Below are 20,651 nucleotides of genomic sequence, written 5' to 3'. Positions count from 1 at the left end.
AACTAAAATTTTATTTTTAAGGCTTTAAAACCTATTGAGCTATAGTCTCAGAATCTAAATCTTTTTTAGATCTTTTAATATAAAAAAATACAGCGCCTATTATAACTAAAACCAGAAGAATATTACTAACTAAACTAATTTTACTACCCGTTTTAACAACCTGTGGCTCAAACTTAAATTCTATAATATGATTTCCGGCAGGAACCACCATTCCTCTTAATATATAGTCTGCTTTAAAATGATTTGCTTTATTTCCATCAATATATGCATTCCAACCATTAGGATAATATACTTCGCTAAAAACAGCTAAACGATCCATATCAGAATTAGATTGATACTTCAAGTAGTTAGGTTGATGATCGATCAAATTTATAGAAGCCGTAGAATCCTGAGGAAAGATCTTGCCTGAAATCTCATCTGCAAATTGTTTTTGAACTACTGCAGTTTGTTTAGTATTTAAACTATCTAAAGAAAGAATTTCGGTATCTGCATCAGCTACTATTTTTACATTTTGCACAAACCAAGCATTTCCATTTGCTTGTGGGTTTATCTGTACTTGCTCTGCCCCTTCTTCATTTTGTGTAATTATATATTTTACGTTGAGTAAGTTTAACGGTTTGATGTTACCATTATATAAATAGAACTCAACCAGATCTTGCAAACGCGCTGGCTTAGCACCGTGATAACCTCCTATAGAACTGTGAAAATAACTCGTACGTGCACCATTAAGACCTATACTTTGCTCATAAACACGATATCTTGTTGTATCCTGCAAAATTTGCTGATCTGCCTGTGTTGCCTGAAAAGGTTTTTCAACAATGCGAGCAGCCATAAAATTCTCTGTATTCACATAACGACGGTCAACCTGAACCAAGTCAAATACGATAAGAATCGCCATTACAAGAATAACTTGAGTTTCTGAAACTTTCTTTTTCAAGTAAAACCAAATCAATCCGGCAGCGATTAATACCAATACTAAAGTTTTTATAGTATCGCTCACTAAAAGTGCTTTTCGGTCTTCTTTTACTGCATTTATAAATTCCATTCCATAATTCTGAATGAAAAATGCATCGTTTCCGCCGGAAAATGAAAAAAGACTTCCATTAAACAGAAGAATAATCAGTGATAACCCTCCTGTGATTATTGTTGTCCACTTCAGAGCGTTTAATTTATGTTCTTTAGATTCGGTTTTCTGAAGTATTTTATACAACCCAAAAACTGCTAATACCGGAACACATAACTCTAATATTACTTGAATAGAAGTAACTGCTCGAAATTTGTTGTACAGTGGGAAATAATCAATCCACAGGTCAGTAAACCACGATAAATTACCGCCAAAACTTAATAATAAAGAAAGTAATGTACCACCGATAAGCCACCATTTGAGTCTGCCTTTTACCATAAATAAACCTAATACGAACAGAAAAACAATTACTGCGCCCAGATAAGCCGGACCAGAAACACCGGGTTGACTTCCCCAGTAATACAAACCAAATTGTCCAAAAATTGAAGGTACTTGAGTTGCAGGAACTCCTTGTTTTTTTAAGAATTCTGTAAAGGCACTGTCTTTTTTGTAAGGTTCAGAATTAGATCCTCCATATAAACCAGCTATAAACAAATCTAATGATTCTGAAATACCATAACTGTATTGATTAATATACGCTTTATCTAACCCACCCACGTCAGTTTTAGGATTTCCGTCTGGAGTTATAGTTAATTCACTTTTTCCTCGTGTACTAAAAGCGCTATATTCTGAAGTTGCCATTAAATTTGCAGCATTAGTACCGATTGCAAGACCAACAGCAAGTATCAAAATACCTACACTCTTAAAGAAATGTGGTAACTCTTTTTTACGAAAAGCATCAATAAGATAGGCTGCTCCTAAAACCATTACCAGAAGCATCAGGTAATAAGTCATTTGCATGTGATTGGCTACAATTTCTAAAGCCATCGCAACAGTGGTGAGCACAAAACCCCAAATATATTTTTTACGAAAGGTGAGAATGATTCCGCCTAAAACCAGCGGCATATAGGCAATTGCGTGTGCTTTTGCATTATGACCAACACCAAGAATTATAATAAGATAACTTGAAAAGCCAAAAGCCAGTGCTCCCAATCCTGCGTAGCGCCAATCTAGTTTAAGCACAAGTAACAATATGTAAAAACCTATAAAATATAAGAAAAGATAATCTGCAGGCCTAGGTAAAAAACGTATGCTAAGATCTAAACTTTTTATCCAGTTAAAAGGATATTTTGCTCCTAGTTGATAGGTAGGCATTCCTCCAAATGCCGCATCAGTCCAATACGGTTCTTCTCCTGTTTGCTCTCTGAAATCCATTTGCTCTCTAGCCATCCCGCGATATTGTTGTATATCGCTTTGAAACATTTTTTTACCAGAAAGCACCGGACTAAAATAAAGCAATGCCGTTACTATAAAAACCAAAACCACAGCGAGGTGTGGCCCTATTTTTTTTAAAGAAAAATTCATAAATATTTGCTAGAAACTAGAGAGCGAAAATTAGTCAATTTCTTCGTAATCGATATATTCACCCACGTTTTTATTTGAAGTATGCTCGCGTCTGGGAACTTCGTCAATCACTGTTTCTCCTTCAGGTTTAGGAGGTTGATTTTGAGAAGAGTATCCCTGAGCCATATTTTGAAAACGCTCTCCTGCTTTTTTAGCTATATAACGCATAATATATGGTGCTAACAGTCTAAAAAGAATGCGTAGACCAAAAAATATAAGGAGAATTATAAGAAGGGTTTGTATAAATTTCATCTGTACGGTATTTGAAACAAAATTAACCATTAAGCTTCTTTTTAGACTTAAAAAAAGAATAAAAACCAAATCTTAGGGTTCTATTTCTATCTTTAGGCTATCTCTTATTTTTACACTATGTTTGTCTGATTAGGGATTTAATCACCTAAACTTTAAACCTAAATATTTCAGGATTATGCCAGCTAAATTGATTTTTAGTTTAACCTTCTTGTTTTGCTTTTGCACGCAACAAGCTAAATCTCAGTACACTGAAACACTAAACTCCAATCGCCCCGGTCAATCTCAAGGTGCTTTTGCAGTAGGTCGTGGTGTATTTCAGGCAGAAGTGGGCGCTACAATGGGAAAAGAATCTCATAATCTTTTAAACACTGAGACTGATAATATTGGTGGTGAATTTCAATTTAGATATGGAGCTATAAAAGAGCAACTAGAATTTAATCTTAGTGGATCTTATCTATATGAGGAAATCAATCCAACTTCAGGAGCAACTGAACCATATAGCCATAGCGGCTTTCCTATCGTTACTGCAGGTGTAAAATATTTGCTATATGACCCTTATAAAAACTATGAAGAAAAAATAAATGTTTATAGTTATCACGCAAACAGAGCTTTTAAGTGGCGTACCTTAATACCCGCAGTTTCTATTTATTCTGGCGCTAACTATGTTTATGAGGATAACAATCCTTTTTTACCAGAAAGTCAGTCTGGTTTTACACCTAAGGTCGTGGCCATTACGCAACACAATTGGGGTCGCTGGGTTTGGGTAAATAATTTTATATACGACCAGTTTTTAACCGATTATCCTACCAAAGCATGGATAACTACAATGACACATTCCTTTAACCCAAAAATTGCTGCATTTGCAGAATTTCAGGTTATTATGAGTGATATTTATGCTGATGATTTGTTCCGGTTTGGTGGAGCTTATCTAATCACCAAAGATTTACAAGTAGATATAAGTGCATTAATTAATTTTAAAGAAACACCAAATCGCCAACAACTGGGACTGGGTCTTTCTTACCGTCTTGATTTTCATAGTAACGACGAGTTACTTCCGCAGAAATAAAAATACGGTTACCTTTACAAGCTATATTACTCGAGCAGAATGATTACAATTAAGGAAATGAAAACGAAACAGGAATTGACACAATTTGTCAAATTCCCGTTCTCACTATATGATAAAAGCACAAATTGGGTTCCGCCATTAGTTAATGACGAACTCGAAAGCATGGATCCAGAAAAGAATCCTGTTTTTAAAAATGCCGAAGCGCGCTTTTTTCTGGCTTTTAAAGAAAACAAGCCTGTAGGACGCATCGCTGCTATCATTAATCATATTGAAATCAATGAGCAGGGCAAACCAAAAATGCGTTTTGGCTGGTTTGATGTTATTGATGACCTTGAAGTTACTAAAGCCTTGATTTCTCAGATTGAAGAAATAGGAAGAACTAATGACCTTAATTGGATTGAAGGTCCCGTAGGTTTTAGCAATATGGAAAAAGCCGGGATGCTAGTAGAAGGTTTTGAGTATCTCAATACTATGATCACGTGGTATAACCACCCCTATTATAAAGAGCATTTTGAGAAGCTAAACTTTGAGAAAGCTTCAGAATGGGTAGAATATAAAATTCAGATTCCTGAAAAATCTCCTGAGAAAGTAGAAAAGTTTGCTCGAATAATTACAGAGCGTTACAAACTAAAATTGATTCATTTTAATAACAGCAAAGAGATTTTGCCTTATGTAGATGATATGTTTGGGTTACTGAACAAAACCTATAACGATCTCAGCACATTTGTTCCTATTCAACAATACCAGATCGATCACTATAAGGATAAGTACATCAAGTATATCAATCCACATTATATAAAATGTATTGAGAATGCTGAAGGAAAATTAATTGCCTTTGCAATCACAATGCCTTCATTTAGTAAAGCGCTTAAAAAAGCTAATGGAAGTTTATGGCCTTTTGGTTTTATACACCTTTTAAAAGCCCGTAAACAAAATGATACTGCAGCTTTTTACCTGATAGGTATTGATCCTGAATATCAAGGAAAAGGAGTGACAGCTGTTATATTTCAAGCGATGCAAGATCTATTTTCTGCTAACGGAATTACACAGGTTGAAACAAATCCTGAGTTAGAAGAAAACAAAGCCATACAACAGCTTTGGAAAAAATATGACCACGTTTTACACAAAAGAAGAAGGACTTATAAACGTAATTTATAAGCCCTTTATCAAGTTTTGGCAAACGCCAAATTAAATTTTTATTAGTCTAAAAGTTCAAAACTTACCTGAATCTTAGAAGTGATAGTTAATTCACCTGGAGCAAGTGTTCTCTGAGTTGAATCCATTTCTGCCATTGCCATTTTATACATAGGCTGAGGTTGTGGTGAACTGGTACCCTGCTCCGCAATCAATAAAGCTTTGCCTATATTTTGGCCTAGTACGCCAGCATATTCTCTTGCTTTCTCTTTAGCATTTGCTACAGCTTTCTTACGTGCTTCAGCCTCATATGCTTGCATTTTAGAAGAAGAAAACTCAACACCATTTATTGTATTAATACCAGAAGATACAAGACCAGACATAATCTTATCATATTTAGACAAATCTTTCAGTTTTACTGAAATAGTCTGACTCGCTTTATAGTTATAAGTCTTTGTATTATATTCGTAATTCTTATTAAGATTCACATATTCTGTTTGTACCTGATTCTGAGGAATATTCATTTTCAATAAGTAATCAAGCACTTTATCTACACTAGCATCATTTTCAGCTTTAACGGTTTTAGCGTCTTTGCCTTCGGTTTGAACACCCATACGTATAGTAACTTCGTCAGGCACTGCAATAACTTTACCTTCTCCTGTTACACTTACTGTTGGTTGAATTTGCTGAGCCTGTGCCATAGTTGACATAGCGGTAATTGCAAGAATTAAAATAGATTTCATAATAGTTGTTTTATTTTCTAATACAAACGCAAGAGGCGTGCCATTATAGTTTACCGGTTTTGCTGAGCACAAATAAAATCACTATAGGAATTGCTAAAAGACCTACCATCAAGGTGTTAATCTGAAGCAATATCGGTGCCATTAACAAAGTAATAACATAACCCCCTACTGCCCCGCCAAAATGTGCATCGTGACCTATATTGTCATTATTGGCACGCATCCCATAAATAGAATACAATAAATAGCCTATTCCAAAGATATATGCCGGGATTGGTACTGGTATTAAGATCATATACAAGCTCATATCTGGGTTGAGTAAAATAGCTGAATATAAAATACCGGATACTGCACCGCTGGCTCCTACAGCCGTATAATGATATTCATCCTTATGAAAATAATAAGAAAGTAAATTCCCCAGAATTAAACTCCCTAAATAAATAATTACAAATTCCCAATTCCCTAAAAGATTAATAACAATTGGAGCAAAAAAATAAAGGGTTAGCATATTAAAAAACAAGTGAGAGGTACTCACGTGCAAAAACCCCGAGGAAAGAATACGTATTTGTTCCCCCCTGCGCACTGCCCCTGTATTAAACTTATATTTTTCAAAAAAAGAATAATCATTAAAACCTTTCATTGAGATCAATACATTGATACCAATAACAACAACGGTTATTAAATTTAAATCACCCATAAAAGCTCTAATTTTGGGGTCAAATATACCTATATTTGCGCACTATGAGCATCTAAAACGTAAAGGCTTTTGATGAGCAATATTGTTTTAAAATTTTACTTTTTATATGCTTATTTGCCCCATAATTTAAAAATTAAGCTTTATGCAATGGCTAATCTTTTGGCTGGTTTACCCGCTTTTGTGGTTGATCTCAAAACTTCCGTTCTGGCTATTTTATAAGGTTTCTGATGCTGTTTTTGTATTGGCTTATCACATTGTAGGTTACCGCCGAAAAACAGTTACAAAAAACCTAAAACTAGCATTTCCCGAGAAAGAAGAATCTGAAATAAAAAAAATAGAAAAACAGTTTTATCGCCATATGTGCGATATGTTTCTCGAGATGATAAAATCGATATCTATCTCTGCTGAAGAATTGCAAAAGCGTTTTCAATTTGACGATTTGACAATCATTGAAAAACTAGCAAAAGAACAACGAAGTTCGCTAATTGTTATGGGACATTATGCGAGTTATGAATGGCTAACGGCGCTTCAGTTTTATTTTGATCACAGCGGATACGGAATATACAAACGCATAAAAAATCCGTATTTTGATAAACTCATTCACGATATACGTGAAAAATGGAATTCAAAATTACTCGCTAACAAAGAAGCTACTTTTATTATAAGAAAACAGCAGCGTGCAGGTAAAATGGCTACCTATGCATTTATTGCTGATCAATCTCCAAAAACTAGACGTAATCAATATTGCACCAATTTTTTAGGTCAAAATGTCCCGTTTTTTACGGGTGTAGAAAGACTCGCAAAATCTGAAAATATGCCAGTGATTTATCTAGCGGTAGATAAAGTAAAACGAGGGTTTTATAAAGCATCTTTTAAAGTAATTACCGAAGAGCCAAACTCAGTACCTGATTATGATATTACAGATGCTTTTGCCGAACATCTGGAAAATCAAATCTACAAAGCTCCCCAATACTATCTCTGGACGCACAAGCGCTTCAAACACGCAGAATAAACCATAGGTTTAAAATAAAAAAATCCTTAGTTCTGATTAGTAAACTACTTCAAGGCAAATACGCAAAACGTTTAACTTCGCAATTCATTTTTAGAACTAGACGAGTCTCGAAGCGTTTTAATCTCGATTATTGAGTAAATCAAAAATAAGGAATATGATTTATCTGTTTTTTAAAATTCTTTGAAATAAAGTTAGTTCGATCAACAGACTTAAAATTTTACTTTTGAAAACTACCAACTAAATACCCGCTATTTCTTTGATCTCTGAGATCATATCATCTGCAGTTTTATCAGCTTCTACTTGTGAGCAAGCTTCTGTATAGATACGAATTATAGGTTCTGTATTCGATTTTCGAAGATGAACCCAATGCTTTTCAAAATCAATTTTTACACCGTCTATTGTATTTACATCCTCTTTGATATAACGCGTTGCAATTGTCTTTAAAATAGCATCTACATCTAGAGTTGGAGTTAGCTCTATTTTTTTCTTGCTCATAAAATAAGCAGGATAACTTGCTCGTAGCTCGCTTACTTTCATCTGTTTTTTAGCCAAATGCGTAAGAAATAAAGCAACGCCTACTAAAGCATCGCGACCATAATGTGATTTAGGGTAGATAATCCCACCATTACCTTCACCACCTATAATTGCGTCTACTTCTTTCATTTTTGTAACCACATTTACCTCTCCTACAGCCGCCGCATAATAGATGCCGCCGTGTTTCTGAGTAACATCCCTAAGTGCTCTAGACGAACTTAAATTAGAAACCGTATTACCAGGATTCTCGCTCAATACATAATCTGCACAAGCAACCAGTGTATATTCCTCACCAAACATCTCCCCTGTTTCATCAATAAAAGCTAAACGGTCTACATCAGGATCTACTACTATTCCTAGATCTGCGCGCTCTTCTGGAACCAGTTTACAGATGTCTCCTAAATGCTCTTTTAAAGGCTCAGGATTATGCGGAAAGTCTCCGTTAGGATTGCAATATAGTTTTTCAACTTGTACGCCCAGACGCTCTAAAAGCATTGGGATTGCGATACCTCCTGTTGAATTCACTCCGTCAACCACAATTTTAAATTTGGCAGCTCTAATGACATCTTCATCAACTAATTCTAGTTCTAAAATTTCGTCAATATGAATATCAATATATGCGTCATTTTTGTGAATATCGCCTAAATTGTCTATTTCGGCATAAGCAAAATCTGAAGCTTCAGCGATCTTTAGTATTTCAGCTCCGGCTTCAGCATTTAGGAACTCTCCGTTTTTATCTAATAATTTCAATGCATTCCACTGTTTTGGATTATGAGATGCAGTCAGAATAATTCCTCCATCGGCGTGCTCTAATTGAACTGCAAGTTCAACTGTAGGTGTTGTTGATAGATCAAGATCTACAACATCAATTCCCATCCCAACAAGTGTTTGCATAACCAACTGTTGAAGCATCTCACCACTAATACGAGCATCACGCCCTACCACAACACGGTATTCATCTTTATTACGCTGTTTTTTAATGAAAGTTCCGTACGCCGAAGCAAACTTCACAGCATCAATAGGTGTTAGGTTCTCACCGGGATTGCCACCAATGGTTCCGCGTATTCCTGAAATAGATTTTATTAGGGTCATAAGTATGTTTCTTGAATTTAGTAAAGCTTAATAACTATTGCTATTGGCAAATATAGCATTAAAGTTATTCCCTAAAATTCTTCATATTACAACACCTCTTTAATCACACCCCTAAACATCTGTTTTTCAAAGTAATTAAAATTTGATTTGATGTTATGGTTCGATTTTTAGTAGTGTTCTTTTTCTTATGTATTGCTTTAAAAGCAGGTGCCCAAGATGATCTTCAGGGGCGTTTTTATCAAATAGGCTATAATGTAGGCTATGCCTCTGTTGATAATATCATTTTTAGAGATGACGATTATTACTACGAAGTGTATCTTCAGAAAATCCAAATCTTATATCGCGCAAAGTCGGGTGTTTTAGACTATGATTTCATCTTTCAGCCTGAAATCAACAGAGCCCAGCATAAGCTTTTCAACCCTTGGTTTGCAGGGAATCCTAAACAGTATAGTGCGTATCGTGAGCGCTTGATGCGTTATAAATTTATCAATGAATATGTTTTTAATTGTGGTCTGATCATCAGAAAATCTATTACTGAAAAGCTTAATATGTACGCTCTTGCAAGTATAGGTCCAGGTTATTTTGATGAAGATTCTGAGCGTATGGCTAAGGGTATTGGTTTCTCTGATAATTTGGCATTAGGAATCAACTTTCAGTTTTTTAAGAGATTTGTTTTAGATAGTAGAATAGGTTTTAGACATGTTTCTAATGCAGAAATTAAACAACCTAATGAAGGTTATGACGCGCTAGAGCTTAATCTTGGTATTGCTTATAGATTGTAAACAATTACCTCAAATGCTAATGCAGGCTTATAGCAATAATTTGTAATTTAAGCCTGTGAATTATTTAGCGCATATATACCTGTCTGGCGATGACCCGCTACTTACCATCGGTAATTTTATGGCAGATGGCATAAAAGGAAAACAATACAAAACCTATTTACCACAACTTCAAAAAGGTATTTTGTTGCACCGCAGCATAGACAGTTTTACTGATAGTCATCCCATTGTAAAACAAAGTACAAAACGTCTTCATAGCAAGTATAGTCATTACAGCGGTGTGATTGTAGATATTTTATACGACCATTTTTTAGCAAAGAATTGGAAAAATTATGCTACCACTCCTTTGTCTAGTTATATCGAAAATTTTTACGACAGTCTTGATGAGTATTTTGAGTTGCTTACTCCGGGAATTCAGAGAATGATACCACATATGATCGCAGATAACTGGTTACTGAGTTATGCCGAAATTAGTGGTATTGCAACTGTTCTCTACAATATGAACCGCAGAACTAAGAATATTAGTGGTATGGATCGCGCTGTTGAAGACCTTCAGCTGCACTATCACGATTTTGAAAATGAATTCACCTTATTCTTCGAAGAATTACGTCAGTTTTGCGAACAACGGCTTTTAGAATTAGAAGATCAATTCCATACTTAAACCTATCCTTAAATATGATTAAAATTACTAATCACTGGTTTCTTTTCTTATTACTTTTAATACTGGTTAGTTCTTGTAAAACTGAACAAAAAGCTCCGCGTGAGATTCAGCGTGGGAAGCTTGCAGACAGTATTATGGTGGTTTCTGCACGAGAAGAAGCTTCTCGTATAGGTGCCGAAATTTTAAAAAATGGAGGTAATGCTTTTGATGCGCTTATAGCTGTAGACATGGCTTTAAATGTTGCCTATCCTTTTGCCGGAAGTTTAGGTGGTGGTGGTTTTATGGTATATCGTAAAGCCAATGGCCAGATTGGAAGTATAGATTATCGCGAAAAAGCCCCTATGGCAGCTACATACGATATGTATCTCGATGAAGAAGGAAATCCTATTGATTCTTTAAGTCGGCAAGGACCACTCGCTGTAGGTGTTCCCGGTAGTATTTCTGGGATGTTTGCTATTAATGAGAAACTAGGTTCTATGCCTATGTCAGAAATTTTAGAACCGGTTATTCAATTGGCTAAAAATGGTTATGCTATAACCGAAAATCAGTTGAATAGATTTCAAAAATATGCTCCTGTATTTGATCAGGTGAATGGAAAAGAAATCCTGTATTCTATTGGCTTTCACGAAAACGACACTCTTAAGATTGAAATCGGTAATTTCATTAAAAACCCTGTTTTAGCAGAAACATTACAGCGCATTGCAGATAATGGAAAAAGCGAATTTTATGAGGGTGAAACCGCTCAAATATTAGTTGATTTTATTGAAGCCCACGGTGGGATCATCACGCTTGAAGACCTTAAGAATTATGAAGCAGTATGGCGTAAACCCATAACTTCAACATATAAAAATCTTAAAGTAATAGGGATGCCTCCCCCATCTAGCGGTGGTGTGTGTCTCGCTCAGATTTTTAAAATGCTTGAACCTTATGATATGCAAGAATATGGTCATAATACAGTAAAAAGCATTCAGGTAATCACCGAAGCAGAACGCCGAGCCTATGCTGATCGTAGTTTCTTTTTGGGCGATCCCGACTTTAATGATATTCCGATTGATAGCCTTACTAGTAAAGCCTATGCTTCCCGTCGTATGCAAAACTTCAGTTTTGAAAAGGCGACACCTTCTGCAGAGATCAATCATGGCGTAATTAGCGGCTATGAATCTATGGAAACTACTCATTTTTCGATAATAGACCAGTATGGTAATGCAGTGGCACTTACAACTACTTTAAACGGTGCTTACGGCTCAAAACTTTATGTAGACGAACTTGGCTTTTTCTTAAATAATGAGATGGATGATTTTAGCGTAAAGCCGGGTGAGCCTAATATGTTTGGCCTTATAGGAGCTGCAGCAAACAAAATTGAACCTCAAAAACGCATGTTGAGTTCGATGACACCTACTATCGTTGAGAAAGACGGCAAACTCTGGATGACAGTGGGTACGCCAGGTGGTTCTACAATTATAACTTCTGTATTACAGACTATTCTAAATGTTGCAGATTATAATATGGGAATGCAGGAAGCTGTAGATGCACCGCGTTTTCACCATCAATGGTTACCAGATGTTGTGACCTTTGAGCCAGATGCCTTTGGGGAAGAAATACTGAATAGCTTGCAAAATAAAGGCTATGAAATTCGCCAGGAAAATAGCGTGATTCTAGGAAAAGTTGACGGGGTTTTAGTTTTACCTGACGGAACTTTAGAAGGTGGCGCAGACCGTCGTGGTGATGATATGGCTGTTGGTTTTTAAAAGAACAACTTCAATTATACCCTATTTAAGCTATATTTTAAATTATAATTCATATAGTGTATATTTTAATTTATAACCTATTTAATGTATATTTGAATTTATAATCTATTTAGTATATAACTTAATTAATATTATGAGAGCTGTATTAACAGGAGATATCATAAACTCAAGAGAAGAAATAGGATGGCAACAAGAGCTTGTTGCAATTCTTGATCAGTATGGGACGTCTCCAAAATATTGGGAGATTTACCGCGGTGACAGCTTTCAGTTAGAAGTTGATGCTGCGAAAGCTCTCAAAGTGGCAATACATATCAAAGCTGTAATAAAAATGCGTACCGAACTCGATGTACGTATTGCTATCGGGATTGGAAATAAAACCTATACAGCCGCACAAATAACTCAGGCGAATGGAAGTGCTTTTATCCATTCCGGGACGGCATTTGATGCTATTAAAAATAATACTTTAGTCCTTCAGTCTGATTATAAAGATTTTGACGAAACGCTCAACATAATGCTTGCATTAGCTACTCTAACTATGGATAACTGGCCACCGGTAACCGCAGCTATCGTAAAAGCCCGTCTAGAAGCGCCAGAGCTTAATCAAACCGAGTTGAGTAAGCAACTGGATAAAGCACAAAGTGCAATCAGTAAAGCGCTTAGCAGAGCCGGTTATGACGAGGTTACAAAAATGCTTACGTATTATAAAAAACAAATCGAAACGCTATGATAGCTCTCGCATTAAAATTATTACTCGCTCACATTCTAGGTGATTTTGTTTTGCAACCTACAAAATGGGTAAAGCATAAGACTAAACACGGCTGGAAATCAAAATATTTACTTGCTCATATAGGTGTCCACCTACTGGCATTACTTATTCTTTTGCAATTTAAACTCAACTACTTATTAGGGGTTTTAGTTATTATTGTTACCCATTATGCTATTGATGCGCTAAAAATAAAATTCACTACAAAAAAGAATAGTAGAAAGCTTTTTATGGCAGATCAAGTTGCGCATTTACTGGTCCTTAATCTGGTTTTGTTTTACTATAAACCTTACTCTTTAAATCTCAACACGCTCTTTCAACCTAAATTTTTATTATTAGTGTTTCTATTACTTTTTGTGACTTTCGTTTCCGGAATTTTAATAAAAGTAATTTTACAACCTTGGCAAAATGCCATCGAACCTACTAAAAAAGAAAAGCAAAAAAGCACCTCTTTGGCGGGAGCCGGAAAAATAATAGGTATTCTAGAACGTCTATTTGTATTTGCTTTTATTCTACTGAATGCCTGGTCTGCAATAGGATTTCTGATTGCGGCAAAATCTGTATTTCGTTTTGGAGATTTAACCGAAGGAAAAAATCGCCAACTTACCGAATATGTCTTAATAGGAACTTTATTGAGTTTTGGTATCGCGATAGGAGCAGGATTATTGTTTAATTACTTAAGTCAATTGTTTGAAAGTCAGTAGAATTTTTATATTATAAATAACTTAAAAGAATCTGTTTTGATACTTTATTATGTACTTCTCTCATCTCTAAATTAAAACACTGAACATCAAATCTATTCTAAAAATAATTTTAAATAAGAACTAATAATTCTTATCCATAAATCAACGCGCCTCTTTCCGTAAAACCTCAAGAGGCGAGCTCCTGATAACGCTTCGGCTGTTTGCCAGTCCTATGACAACAACCAGCGCGGTTATACCCGGCAGCAAGACACCAAAGGGCACCCAGCTTGGAATAAAAGTCGTGTCAAATGCAAAATAGGCCAGCAGCAGACTTCCTATCAGCGATAGTAAAATCCCTGAAAGACTGCCTAAAAGTCCCAGATACAGGTACTCAAGCCCCTGAATGCGTAAAATCTGTTTGCTTTTGGCTCCCATTGTTCTTAGTAAAACGCTTTCGCGAATGCGTTGGTATTTGCTGGTTCGTACCGCTCCAAGCAACACGATAATCCCTATCAGAATACTGAAAAACGCCATAAAGTTGATAATATAACTGATTTTGGTAAGTAAATCTTCTATCACATTAAGCACCTGACGCAAATCGAGAATGGAAACATTGGGATAGTCTTCAACCAAAATACGTTGAATCGATGCCGAAACTTCAGAGTTAGGCACCTGAGTGGTAATCACTCCAAATTGTGGCGCCTGCTCGAGAACCCCGGCCGGAAACACCACCGAAAAATTGAGTTGCAGACGGCTCCAATCCACCAAACGGATGCTGCCTATAGTTGTTTCTAAGAGCCGTCCCTGCACATTAAAAGTAACCCGGTCGCCGATAGCCACGACGGCATCCTGTGCAAAATTATCACTCACCGAAACGGGCACACGTTTAGTCCCTGCATCTATTCGCGGAGTAAAAGTGCCTTCCTTTAAACTTTCGGAACCAATCAGCGAGTCGCGATAAGTTGTACGAAATTCGTGATTGAGAATCCATCGGCTTATTTGTGAAGTCGTATCGGTTTTCAGGTCAGTGACATTACGCCCGTTAATGCTGTGTACCCGCATCGTCACAATGGGAACGGCGTCAAGAGGTTTCAGACCATTCGCTTTTAAAGTTTGGGCTACTTCGGTCATCTGATCGCGCTGTACATCGAGCAAAATCATATTAGCCTGCTGCGCACTGCTGTCGAGATTGGCTTGTGCCAGCAACATATCTTTGGTAAAATACAGGGTACTTATCAAAAAGGAACCTACACCAATAGCCAACACCAAAACTACCGTTTGATTACGGGGACGGAATAAATTACGTAAACTTTGACGCGAGGTAAAACTCCACGAACTGGGAAAATAACGTCGCAACAAGCGCATAAAAAGACGGGCAATTCCTGCAAGAATACTGAAGGTGACCACAATGCCGCCGAGAAAAGCCAGCGCATACCTCCAGTCACCCAGTAACCACAACGAAAATAAAAAGATAAATAGCAGGATGATTACCGAAACTAAAATAGCGGTACTCCTTGACTGACTTCCTGCATCCTCAGTAAATCGAAGAGTTTGTAAAGGCGAAACATATAGCGTGCTTAGCAAAGGATACAGAGCAAAAAGCACAGACATAAACATCCCGATAAAAACACCCAGGATGATTACTGGTAAAGACCAGGTGATCTGAACATCTACGGGCAGTAAACCTTCCAGCAACACCGGAAATAATTGTTGCAAAGCAAGCCCTGCGAACGTACCTAAAATTCCGCCAAGTAAGCCAATGGCTGCAATCTGAATCAAATAAATTAAAAAGGCCTGCTTTCGCGTAGCGCCCAGACATTTTAAAACCGCCACCGAACGCAATTTCTCCCTAATGTAAATAGTGGTCGCACTGGCAATACCGACACAGCCTAGCAATAAAGCTACAAAGCCTACGAGGTTTAGAAATTTACCAAAGTTCTCATAGCGCCTGCCCAAACGGTCGCTGGTTGAAGTATGTGTGTCCAAATCAGCTTCTGCGGCATCAAGTCGCTCCCCAACCGCATCTTCAAGAAGCTGCATATCTGCTTGTGGGGCTTTGAAGTAATACTCATAATCGATACGGCTGCCCAGCTGCACCAAACCCGTTTGTTCAACATAGGAATAGGAAATTACCACCGGCGGAGCAATGGCACTAAATACCGCATTACTACCGGGTAGATTTTTGAGTTCGCCCACCACCGGGAGACGTACTGCTCCAAGTTTTACCGTGTCCCCTACTTCAATATCCAACTGAAGCATTACTGTAGCATCAACCAGGGCTCCGTTAAGTTTTCCGAAGTTTCTTCCGGCAGTTGTGGGCTCTGTTTCGATTTCACCATAAAAGGGGAAACCGGGTGTGATACCACGTACCTGAAGCAATTTGGTTGCTCCGTTTTTAGGAAATAAAGCCATCGAGGCAAACGAAATCTCTTCCGCGTCTGCGCCACCTAAAGAATCTACAATTTGCAACGCTTCTTCGGTCAAAGCATTATCGCTGTCAATTTTAAAATCGGCACCCATAAGGGCCTTCGACTGCAGGGCTATGTTATCTTTTAAGGTTTCACCAAACGACTGTATCGAAACAATAGCCGCGACACCCAGCACAATCGAAACCATAAACAAACTCAGTTTGCCCGCACTGGCCTTAAAATCTCGCCAGGCCATCTTAAATAGCCAGGCTGCACCTGCTGTCATTCCTCCGTTTTTACTCATACCGCTGCGCTTGTGAGATTTGCAATCTTTCCGCCCCTGATGGTCAGTATATTTTGGGTTTTCCGCGCCAGTTCCATATCGTGGGTAACAAGGACCAGTGTGGTACCCAACTCCTTGTTGAGTTCAAAAAGCAAATCGACTACTTTAGCTCCGGTTTCAGCATCCAGATTTCCGGTGGGTTCGTCTGCAAATAAAATTTTGGGTTCGTTAGCAAACGCCCGTGCCAGAGCAACCCGTTGCTGCTCCCCTCCCGAAAGTTGTGTGGGATAGTGATCGCCGCGGTCGCCTAAACCTACCTTTTGAAGCTGGGCTTCTGCCTTTTTCGCGGCTTGTCTGTCACCTTGTAGTTCCAGCGGAACGGCCACATTTTCCAAAGCGGTAAGCGTGGGCAGCAATTGAAAATCCTGAAACACAAAACCCACATCGCGGTTGCGCAACACAGCACGCTCATCTTCCGAGAGACTGCTCAATTCAGTGCCATTTAAGATGACACTACCTCCATCGGGACGATCGAGGCCGGCGCACAATCCCAGTAGTGTGGTTTTCCCGCTTCCAGACGGACCTACGATGGCAAATGTTTCGTTTTCTGTTATACTAAAGTTAATATCTTCAAGTACCTTTAGCTTTTTAGAGCCACTGGTATAGCTTTTTTCTAAATTTGAAATTTCTAATATGGAAGTCATAGCATACGTGGTTTTGAGCGCAAACCGCAGGTTTTGGCTTTTCAGCAAAATAAACAAATGCTTGTGATAAAGAATAGACTCCATCTGCTAAGCCTGTTAATCTTTTGTTGTTTTTTAGGCGGAATGATTCTGCAATCGTGTAAAGACAACTCAAACGCGTCTTCCGGCGAAACTGAAAAATCCCAAACCGAGGAAACCGCCACAACCGAAACCGATAGCACTTCAAAAACCATTTTATTTTTTGGCGATAGTCTAACCGCCGGTTACGGACTTGAAGATGCCGATAATGCCTTCCCGGGTTTGATTCAGGATCGTATAGACAGTCTGGGGCTCGATTATACCGTAATCAATGCCGGATTGAGTGGCGAAACCACCGCTGGCGGAAGGAACCGACTGGAATGGGTACTGGAGCCTGATGTGGATATTTTTGTTTTGGAATTGGGTGCTAATGATGGCTTACGCGGAGTACAAGTTGCTGAAACGCGGGAGAACCTGCAGTGGATGATTGATCAAGTTAAAACCGAAGCTCCCGAGGCCAAAATCGTGTTAGTTGGTATGCAATTACCACCCAACCTGGGCACCGAATACACCCGGCATTTTAAAAAATTATTTCCCGAATTAGCTGAAAAAAATAATATTACCCTCGTCCCCTTTTTACTGCAAAATGTGGGCGGTGTAGCACGTCTTAACCAAAACGACGGCATTCACCCCACTGCCGAAGGTCATAAGCTTGTGGCTGAAAATGTATGGCCTGTTTTAGAACCGCTTCTAAACGAATAAAGTTATCTATTTTTTGAAATTTTCATGAGTACCCACCACCCTACTGAACTTGAAAAACTCTACGATTACCTTAACGATGAGGAAGATGCGCGTACCTGTAAAGCCATAGGTGACGATGCCTGCCGGGAGACTCCTAAAAATTACTTTTTAATCTTAATCAGCAATATGCTGACTTCGCTTGGGGATACGCTGAGTAATCCCAAAACGGTTCTCACCTGGGTAATGAGTTATGTAAATGCTCCGGTGATGCTCATCAGTTTTATTGTTCCCATTCGCGAATCGGGATCTATGCTGCCGCAATTGTTTATTGCACATTACATCAGGAAGCGCCCCGTACGTAAATACATTTGGGTGCTGGGTTCCGTTTTACAATTTCTGGCAATTGCAGGAATCGGTTTTGTAGCCCTGTCTTTTGAAGGAAATATCGCCGGCTGGCTTATAATACTATGTCTGGTGGCTTTTAGTCTTTCGCGTGGCCTGTGCTCCATTGCCTTTAAAGACGTTTTAGGCAAGACCATACCCAAGACCAAACGCGGTAGATTAAAAGGCTATACCGCCTCGGTGAGTGGTGCGCTGGTACTGGCAGCTGGACTCTTTATTTTATATAAGTCTAAAGATAATGTGGGCATTGATTTTTACAGCTACCTCATCTTTTTTGCAGCCAGCCTCTGGCTTATTGCGGCACTTATTTACGCGAACATTCAGGAATATCCGGGAGAAACCGAGGGTGGCAAAAACGGACTCAAAGAAGCCTGGGAACGCCTGGGTTTATTAAAAGAAGACAAGCATTTTCGCAATTTTGTTATCACGCGTTCGCTGCTACTCTGCTCAGCATTAACCGCGCCCTATTATGTTCTTCTTGCGCAGCGTTATGTGGGAAAAGAGGCTTATCTACTGGGGCTTTTTATAATCGCTAACGGAATCGCCTCGATAATAAGTGCTCCGGTTTGGGGCAAAATGGCCGATAAATCCAGTAAAAAAGTAATGACCTACTCTGCCATTCTCACGGCCAGTCTGGGATTACTTGTTGTTGGAATTATTCAGTTTTTACCGGCGCTTAACGATAAGGTCTGGTTGTACCCTGTCGCCTTTTTCGTTTTAGGAATCGCGCATCAGGGTGTTCGGCTGGGTCGTAAAACCTACATCGTAGATATGGCAGAAGGCAACCACCGTACCGATTATGTTGCTGTGAGCAATACGCTTATTGGCTTTATACTGCTTATTGCAGGTGGTTTGAGTGCTTTAGCTTCGCTTATTTCGGTTGAAGGCGTAATCGCTATACTTTCGGTTCTAGGTATTTTAGGAGCGATTAAAAGTACTACATTACCTGAGGTGGAGTAATTATTCTCTCGAAAATTCGGAGTACATTTTTCTGACTCAACTTTCGATCATTAGGCAGTCCAAAGATTATTTTAATCTCGATTATCAGGAAACAAAAAAGCCACGTTTTAAGTGGCTTTCGTTTAATTTATATCGGCTGCATCCTCGATGCCCTTAGATACTTTCAGATTACTTCTTTTTAGAAGCAGTCTTCGCTGGTTTCACAGCTGCAGGCTTGGTTGCCTGTTTTGCTGGAGCCTTTTTAGCAGACTTGTTTTGTGCCATTATATTCTCGTATTAATAATACTAATGTACTGCGAAAAACAATCCGTTTTAAAGATTAACACAGCTCTTTTAGTTAATTTTATAGTTAAATTTTCAAACCCTTTTCATTCTTCTTAGAAAAACTGAAAAATGACTAATCCCAATAAAATAGAGGCTTATTTCGAGCAGGAGCATAACTTTAAGAAGGCGCTTTTAAAACTTAGAGCTGTTTTTAAACAAACTGAACTCATAGAAAGCTTTAAATGGAACAGTCCGATCTATACATTAGACGGCAAAAACGTCGCAGGGCTCGCACGATTTAAAAATCATTTTGGGGTTTGGTTTTTTAACGGAGCCCTTTTAAAAGATGCTGAAAACAGACTGCATAATGCGCAGGAAGGTAAAACCAAAGCCTTGAGGCAAATGCGCTTTGAGTCTGAGTCTGAGATTGACAGTGAGATTCTACAGGCTTATTTACAGGAAGCTATAGCTAACCAAAAGAAAGGATTAGTCATCAAAGCAGCTAAACCGGTTAAAAAACTTTCAATTCCGGTAAAATTAAAAGCTGCTTTTTCTAAAAATCCGCCGCTTCAAAAGGCTTTTAATGCACTCACCCCCGGAAGACAAAAAGAATATGCTGAGCATGTAGGCAGCGCCAAACAAGAAAAAACGCGTTTATCCCGTCTGGAAAAAGCTACACCCCTCATTCTTGAAGGCAAAGGTCTTCATGATAAATACAAAAACTGCTAACTATGGCTGAAAATAAAAACCAACCAACAACCCAATCGGTTACGGCATACTTGGATGCTGTGGAGCACGACAAACGCCGTGCAGATGCCTATACGCTTTTTGAACTGTTCAACCGCATAATGCCTGAGCCTGCTGTGTTATGGGGAGAAAGCCTCATCGGTTACGGAAGCTATCACTATAAATACAACAGCGGCCGTGAAGGCGACTTCTTTTTGACCGGCTTTGCACCCCGCAAACAGAATATTTCGGTTTATATAATTCCGGGGTTTGAACGCTTTTCTGATTTACTAAGTCAACTTTGGAAATACAAAACCGGGGCTTCCTGTTTGTACATCAATAAACTTGAAGATATTGATCTGCAGGTTTTAGAAAAACTCATCAGGGAATCTGTGGCCGTTATGCGTGCCAAATATGAAAATAAAGATTGATTTGCTGCGTTATTGCACCAGCCAAC

Annotated in this window: 19 protein-coding genes; 12 read left to right on the top strand and 7 right to left on the bottom strand. The window is 38.3% G+C overall.

The features are described 5' to 3' along the window. Window positions 1–31 precede the first annotated feature (31 nt). Together DSM03_RS07595 and DSM03_RS07590 are read right to left on the bottom strand one after the other, a co-directional pair. Window positions 32–2,488, bottom strand: a complete 2,457-nt coding sequence (locus DSM03_RS07595) for a YfhO family protein (protein ID WP_128761030.1) — start codon at window positions 2,486–2,488, stop codon at window positions 32–34. A gap of 30 nt (window positions 2,489–2,518) precedes the next feature. After that, on the bottom strand, window positions 2,519–2,779 hold the full coding sequence (locus tag DSM03_RS07590) for a DUF4834 family protein (protein WP_236638808.1): 261 nt from the start codon (window positions 2,777–2,779) through the stop codon (window positions 2,519–2,521). A 175-nt stretch (window positions 2,780–2,954) separates the two neighbouring features. Between DSM03_RS07590 and DSM03_RS07585 the strand changes: the two genes are divergently transcribed. Both DSM03_RS07585 and DSM03_RS07580 read left to right on the top strand, forming a co-directional pair. Beyond that, the gene (locus tag DSM03_RS07585) at window positions 2,955–3,845 is read left to right on the top strand and encodes a transporter (protein ID WP_128761032.1); all 891 of its coding nucleotides are present in this window, start codon (window positions 2,955–2,957) and stop codon (window positions 3,843–3,845) included. Between the two features lie 39 nt (window positions 3,846–3,884). Next, complete coding sequence (locus DSM03_RS07580; protein WP_128761033.1) at window positions 3,885–5,003, top strand: GNAT family N-acetyltransferase; 1,119 nt, start codon at window positions 3,885–3,887, stop codon at window positions 5,001–5,003. 41 nt (window positions 5,004–5,044) lie between these two features. Here DSM03_RS07580 and DSM03_RS07575 read toward each other — a convergent pair whose 3' ends face one another. After that, the gene (locus DSM03_RS07575) at window positions 5,045–5,722 is read right to left on the bottom strand and encodes an SIMPL domain-containing protein (protein ID WP_128761034.1); all 678 of its coding nucleotides are present in this window, start codon (window positions 5,720–5,722) and stop codon (window positions 5,045–5,047) included. Window positions 5,723–5,765: 43 nt separating this feature from the next. Then, window positions 5,766–6,416: a rhomboid family intramembrane serine protease gene (locus tag DSM03_RS07570; RefSeq protein WP_128761035.1), complete on the bottom strand. Its 651-nt coding sequence runs from the start codon at window positions 6,414–6,416 to the stop codon at window positions 5,766–5,768. 142 nt (window positions 6,417–6,558) lie between these two features. Between DSM03_RS07570 and DSM03_RS07565 the strand changes: the two genes are divergently transcribed. Beyond that, the gene (locus DSM03_RS07565; RefSeq protein ID WP_128761036.1) at window positions 6,559–7,428 is read left to right on the top strand and encodes a lysophospholipid acyltransferase family protein; all 870 of its coding nucleotides are present in this window, start codon (window positions 6,559–6,561) and stop codon (window positions 7,426–7,428) included. A gap of 237 nt (window positions 7,429–7,665) precedes the next feature. On the opposite strand, the gene glmM is transcribed toward DSM03_RS07565, so the two are convergent. Then, window positions 7,666–9,054, bottom strand: a complete 1,389-nt coding sequence (glmM, locus tag DSM03_RS07560; RefSeq protein WP_128761037.1) for a phosphoglucosamine mutase — start codon at window positions 9,052–9,054, stop codon at window positions 7,666–7,668. Between the two features lie 155 nt (window positions 9,055–9,209). Here glmM and DSM03_RS07555 point away from each other — a divergent pair, with 155 nt between their 5' ends. The 5 genes from DSM03_RS07555 to DSM03_RS07535 all read left to right on the top strand — a co-directional run bounded on the left by DSM03_RS07555 (window position 9,210) and on the right by DSM03_RS07535 (window position 13,709). After that, a complete protein-coding gene (locus DSM03_RS07555) occupies window positions 9,210–9,836 on the top strand; it encodes an acyloxyacyl hydrolase (protein ID WP_128761038.1) in 627 nt (208 codons plus the stop codon). A gap of 55 nt (window positions 9,837–9,891) precedes the next feature. Beyond that, window positions 9,892–10,494, top strand: a complete 603-nt coding sequence (locus DSM03_RS07550; protein WP_201740420.1) for an acyl carrier protein phosphodiesterase — start codon at window positions 9,892–9,894, stop codon at window positions 10,492–10,494. Window positions 10,495–10,508: 14 nt separating this feature from the next. Next, window positions 10,509–12,242, top strand: coding sequence for a gamma-glutamyltransferase (gene ggt / locus DSM03_RS07545; RefSeq protein ID WP_128761039.1), 1,734 nt, complete (start codon window positions 10,509–10,511; stop codon window positions 12,240–12,242). A gap of 133 nt (window positions 12,243–12,375) precedes the next feature. Beyond that, window positions 12,376–12,969 carry a transcriptional regulator gene (locus tag DSM03_RS07540; protein ID WP_128761040.1) on the top strand — a complete coding sequence of 198 codons (594 nt, stop codon included), beginning with the start codon at window positions 12,376–12,378 and terminating at the stop codon, window positions 12,967–12,969. After that, on the top strand, window positions 12,966–13,709 hold the full coding sequence (locus tag DSM03_RS07535) for a DUF3307 domain-containing protein (protein ID WP_128761041.1): 744 nt from the start codon (window positions 12,966–12,968) through the stop codon (window positions 13,707–13,709). Before DSM03_RS07540 ends, DSM03_RS07535 begins: the two co-directional genes overlap by 4 nt. A gap of 141 nt (window positions 13,710–13,850) precedes the next feature. Here DSM03_RS07535 and DSM03_RS07530 read toward each other — a convergent pair whose 3' ends face one another. Further along, a complete protein-coding gene (locus DSM03_RS07530; protein WP_236638811.1) occupies window positions 13,851–16,400 on the bottom strand; it encodes an ABC transporter permease in 2,550 nt (849 codons plus the stop codon). Next, on the bottom strand, window positions 16,397–17,083 hold the full coding sequence (locus tag DSM03_RS07525) for an ABC transporter ATP-binding protein (protein ID WP_128761042.1): 687 nt from the start codon (window positions 17,081–17,083) through the stop codon (window positions 16,397–16,399). The genes DSM03_RS07530 and DSM03_RS07525 overlap by 4 nt, the downstream gene beginning before the upstream one ends. Window positions 17,084–17,140: 57 nt before the next feature. On the opposite strand from DSM03_RS07525, the gene DSM03_RS07520 reads away from it, so the two are divergent. From DSM03_RS07520 to DSM03_RS07505, 4 genes are all read left to right on the top strand, one after another. Continuing rightward, the gene (locus tag DSM03_RS07520; RefSeq protein WP_201740419.1) at window positions 17,141–17,863 is read left to right on the top strand and encodes an arylesterase; all 723 of its coding nucleotides are present in this window, start codon (window positions 17,141–17,143) and stop codon (window positions 17,861–17,863) included. A 24-nt stretch (window positions 17,864–17,887) separates the two neighbouring features. Next, window positions 17,888–19,204, top strand: coding sequence for an MFS transporter (locus tag DSM03_RS07515; protein ID WP_128761043.1), 1,317 nt, complete (start codon window positions 17,888–17,890; stop codon window positions 19,202–19,204). Between the two features lie 393 nt (window positions 19,205–19,597). Further along, window positions 19,598–20,197: a YdeI/OmpD-associated family protein gene (locus DSM03_RS07510; protein ID WP_128761044.1), complete on the top strand. Its 600-nt coding sequence runs from the start codon at window positions 19,598–19,600 to the stop codon at window positions 20,195–20,197. Window positions 20,198–20,199: 2 nt separating this feature from the next. After that, the gene (locus DSM03_RS07505; RefSeq protein ID WP_128761045.1) at window positions 20,200–20,625 is read left to right on the top strand and encodes a DUF1801 domain-containing protein; all 426 of its coding nucleotides are present in this window, start codon (window positions 20,200–20,202) and stop codon (window positions 20,623–20,625) included. Window positions 20,626–20,651 lie beyond the last annotated feature (26 nt).

Origin of the sequence: Leeuwenhoekiella aestuarii (assembly GCF_004104055.1) — a bacterium.
GTDB classification, from domain to species: Bacteria; Bacteroidota; Bacteroidia; order Flavobacteriales; family Flavobacteriaceae; genus Leeuwenhoekiella; species Leeuwenhoekiella aestuarii.
The sequence above is the reverse complement of the archived record's forward strand: the minus strand, read 5'-3'. Positions and strand labels throughout refer to the sequence as shown.

Bases quoted from the DNA above. Each gene is read 5' to 3' on its own strand.
- DSM03_RS07575 (WP_128761034.1), bottom strand. From the start codon at position 5,722: ATGAAATCTATTTTAATTCTTGCAATTACCGCTATGTCAACTATGGCA.
- DSM03_RS07505 (WP_128761045.1), top strand. From the start codon at position 20,200: ATGGCTGAAAATAAAAACCAACCAACAACCCAATCGGTTACGGCATAC.
- DSM03_RS07535 (WP_128761041.1), top strand. From the start codon at position 12,966: ATGATAGCTCTCGCATTAAAATTATTACTCGCTCACATTCTAGGTGAT.
- DSM03_RS07530 (WP_236638811.1), bottom strand. From the start codon at position 16,400: ATGAGTAAAAACGGAGGAATGACAGCAGGTGCAGCCTGGCTATTTAAG.
- DSM03_RS07520 (WP_201740419.1), top strand. From the start codon at position 17,141: ATGCTTGTGATAAAGAATAGACTCCATCTGCTAAGCCTGTTAATCTTT.
- DSM03_RS07510 (WP_128761044.1), top strand. From the start codon at position 19,598: ATGACTAATCCCAATAAAATAGAGGCTTATTTCGAGCAGGAGCATAAC.
- DSM03_RS07565 (WP_128761036.1), top strand. From the start codon at position 6,559: ATGCAATGGCTAATCTTTTGGCTGGTTTACCCGCTTTTGTGGTTGATC.
- DSM03_RS07570 (WP_128761035.1), bottom strand. From the start codon at position 6,416: ATGGGTGATTTAAATTTAATAACCGTTGTTGTTATTGGTATCAATGTA.
- glmM (WP_128761037.1), bottom strand. From the start codon at position 9,054: ATGACCCTAATAAAATCTATTTCAGGAATACGCGGAACCATTGGTGGC.
- DSM03_RS07525 (WP_128761042.1), bottom strand. From the start codon at position 17,083: ATGACTTCCATATTAGAAATTTCAAATTTAGAAAAAAGCTATACCAGT.
- DSM03_RS07555 (WP_128761038.1), top strand. From the start codon at position 9,210: ATGGTTCGATTTTTAGTAGTGTTCTTTTTCTTATGTATTGCTTTAAAA.
- ggt (WP_128761039.1), top strand. From the start codon at position 10,509: ATGATTAAAATTACTAATCACTGGTTTCTTTTCTTATTACTTTTAATA.
- DSM03_RS07515 (WP_128761043.1), top strand. From the start codon at position 17,888: ATGAGTACCCACCACCCTACTGAACTTGAAAAACTCTACGATTACCTT.
- DSM03_RS07590 (WP_236638808.1), bottom strand. From the start codon at position 2,779: ATGAAATTTATACAAACCCTTCTTATAATTCTCCTTATATTTTTTGGT.
- DSM03_RS07595 (WP_128761030.1), bottom strand. From the start codon at position 2,488: ATGAATTTTTCTTTAAAAAAAATAGGGCCACACCTCGCTGTGGTTTTG.
- DSM03_RS07585 (WP_128761032.1), top strand. From the start codon at position 2,955: ATGCCAGCTAAATTGATTTTTAGTTTAACCTTCTTGTTTTGCTTTTGC.
- DSM03_RS07540 (WP_128761040.1), top strand. From the start codon at position 12,376: ATGAGAGCTGTATTAACAGGAGATATCATAAACTCAAGAGAAGAAATA.
- DSM03_RS07580 (WP_128761033.1), top strand. From the start codon at position 3,885: ATGATTACAATTAAGGAAATGAAAACGAAACAGGAATTGACACAATTT.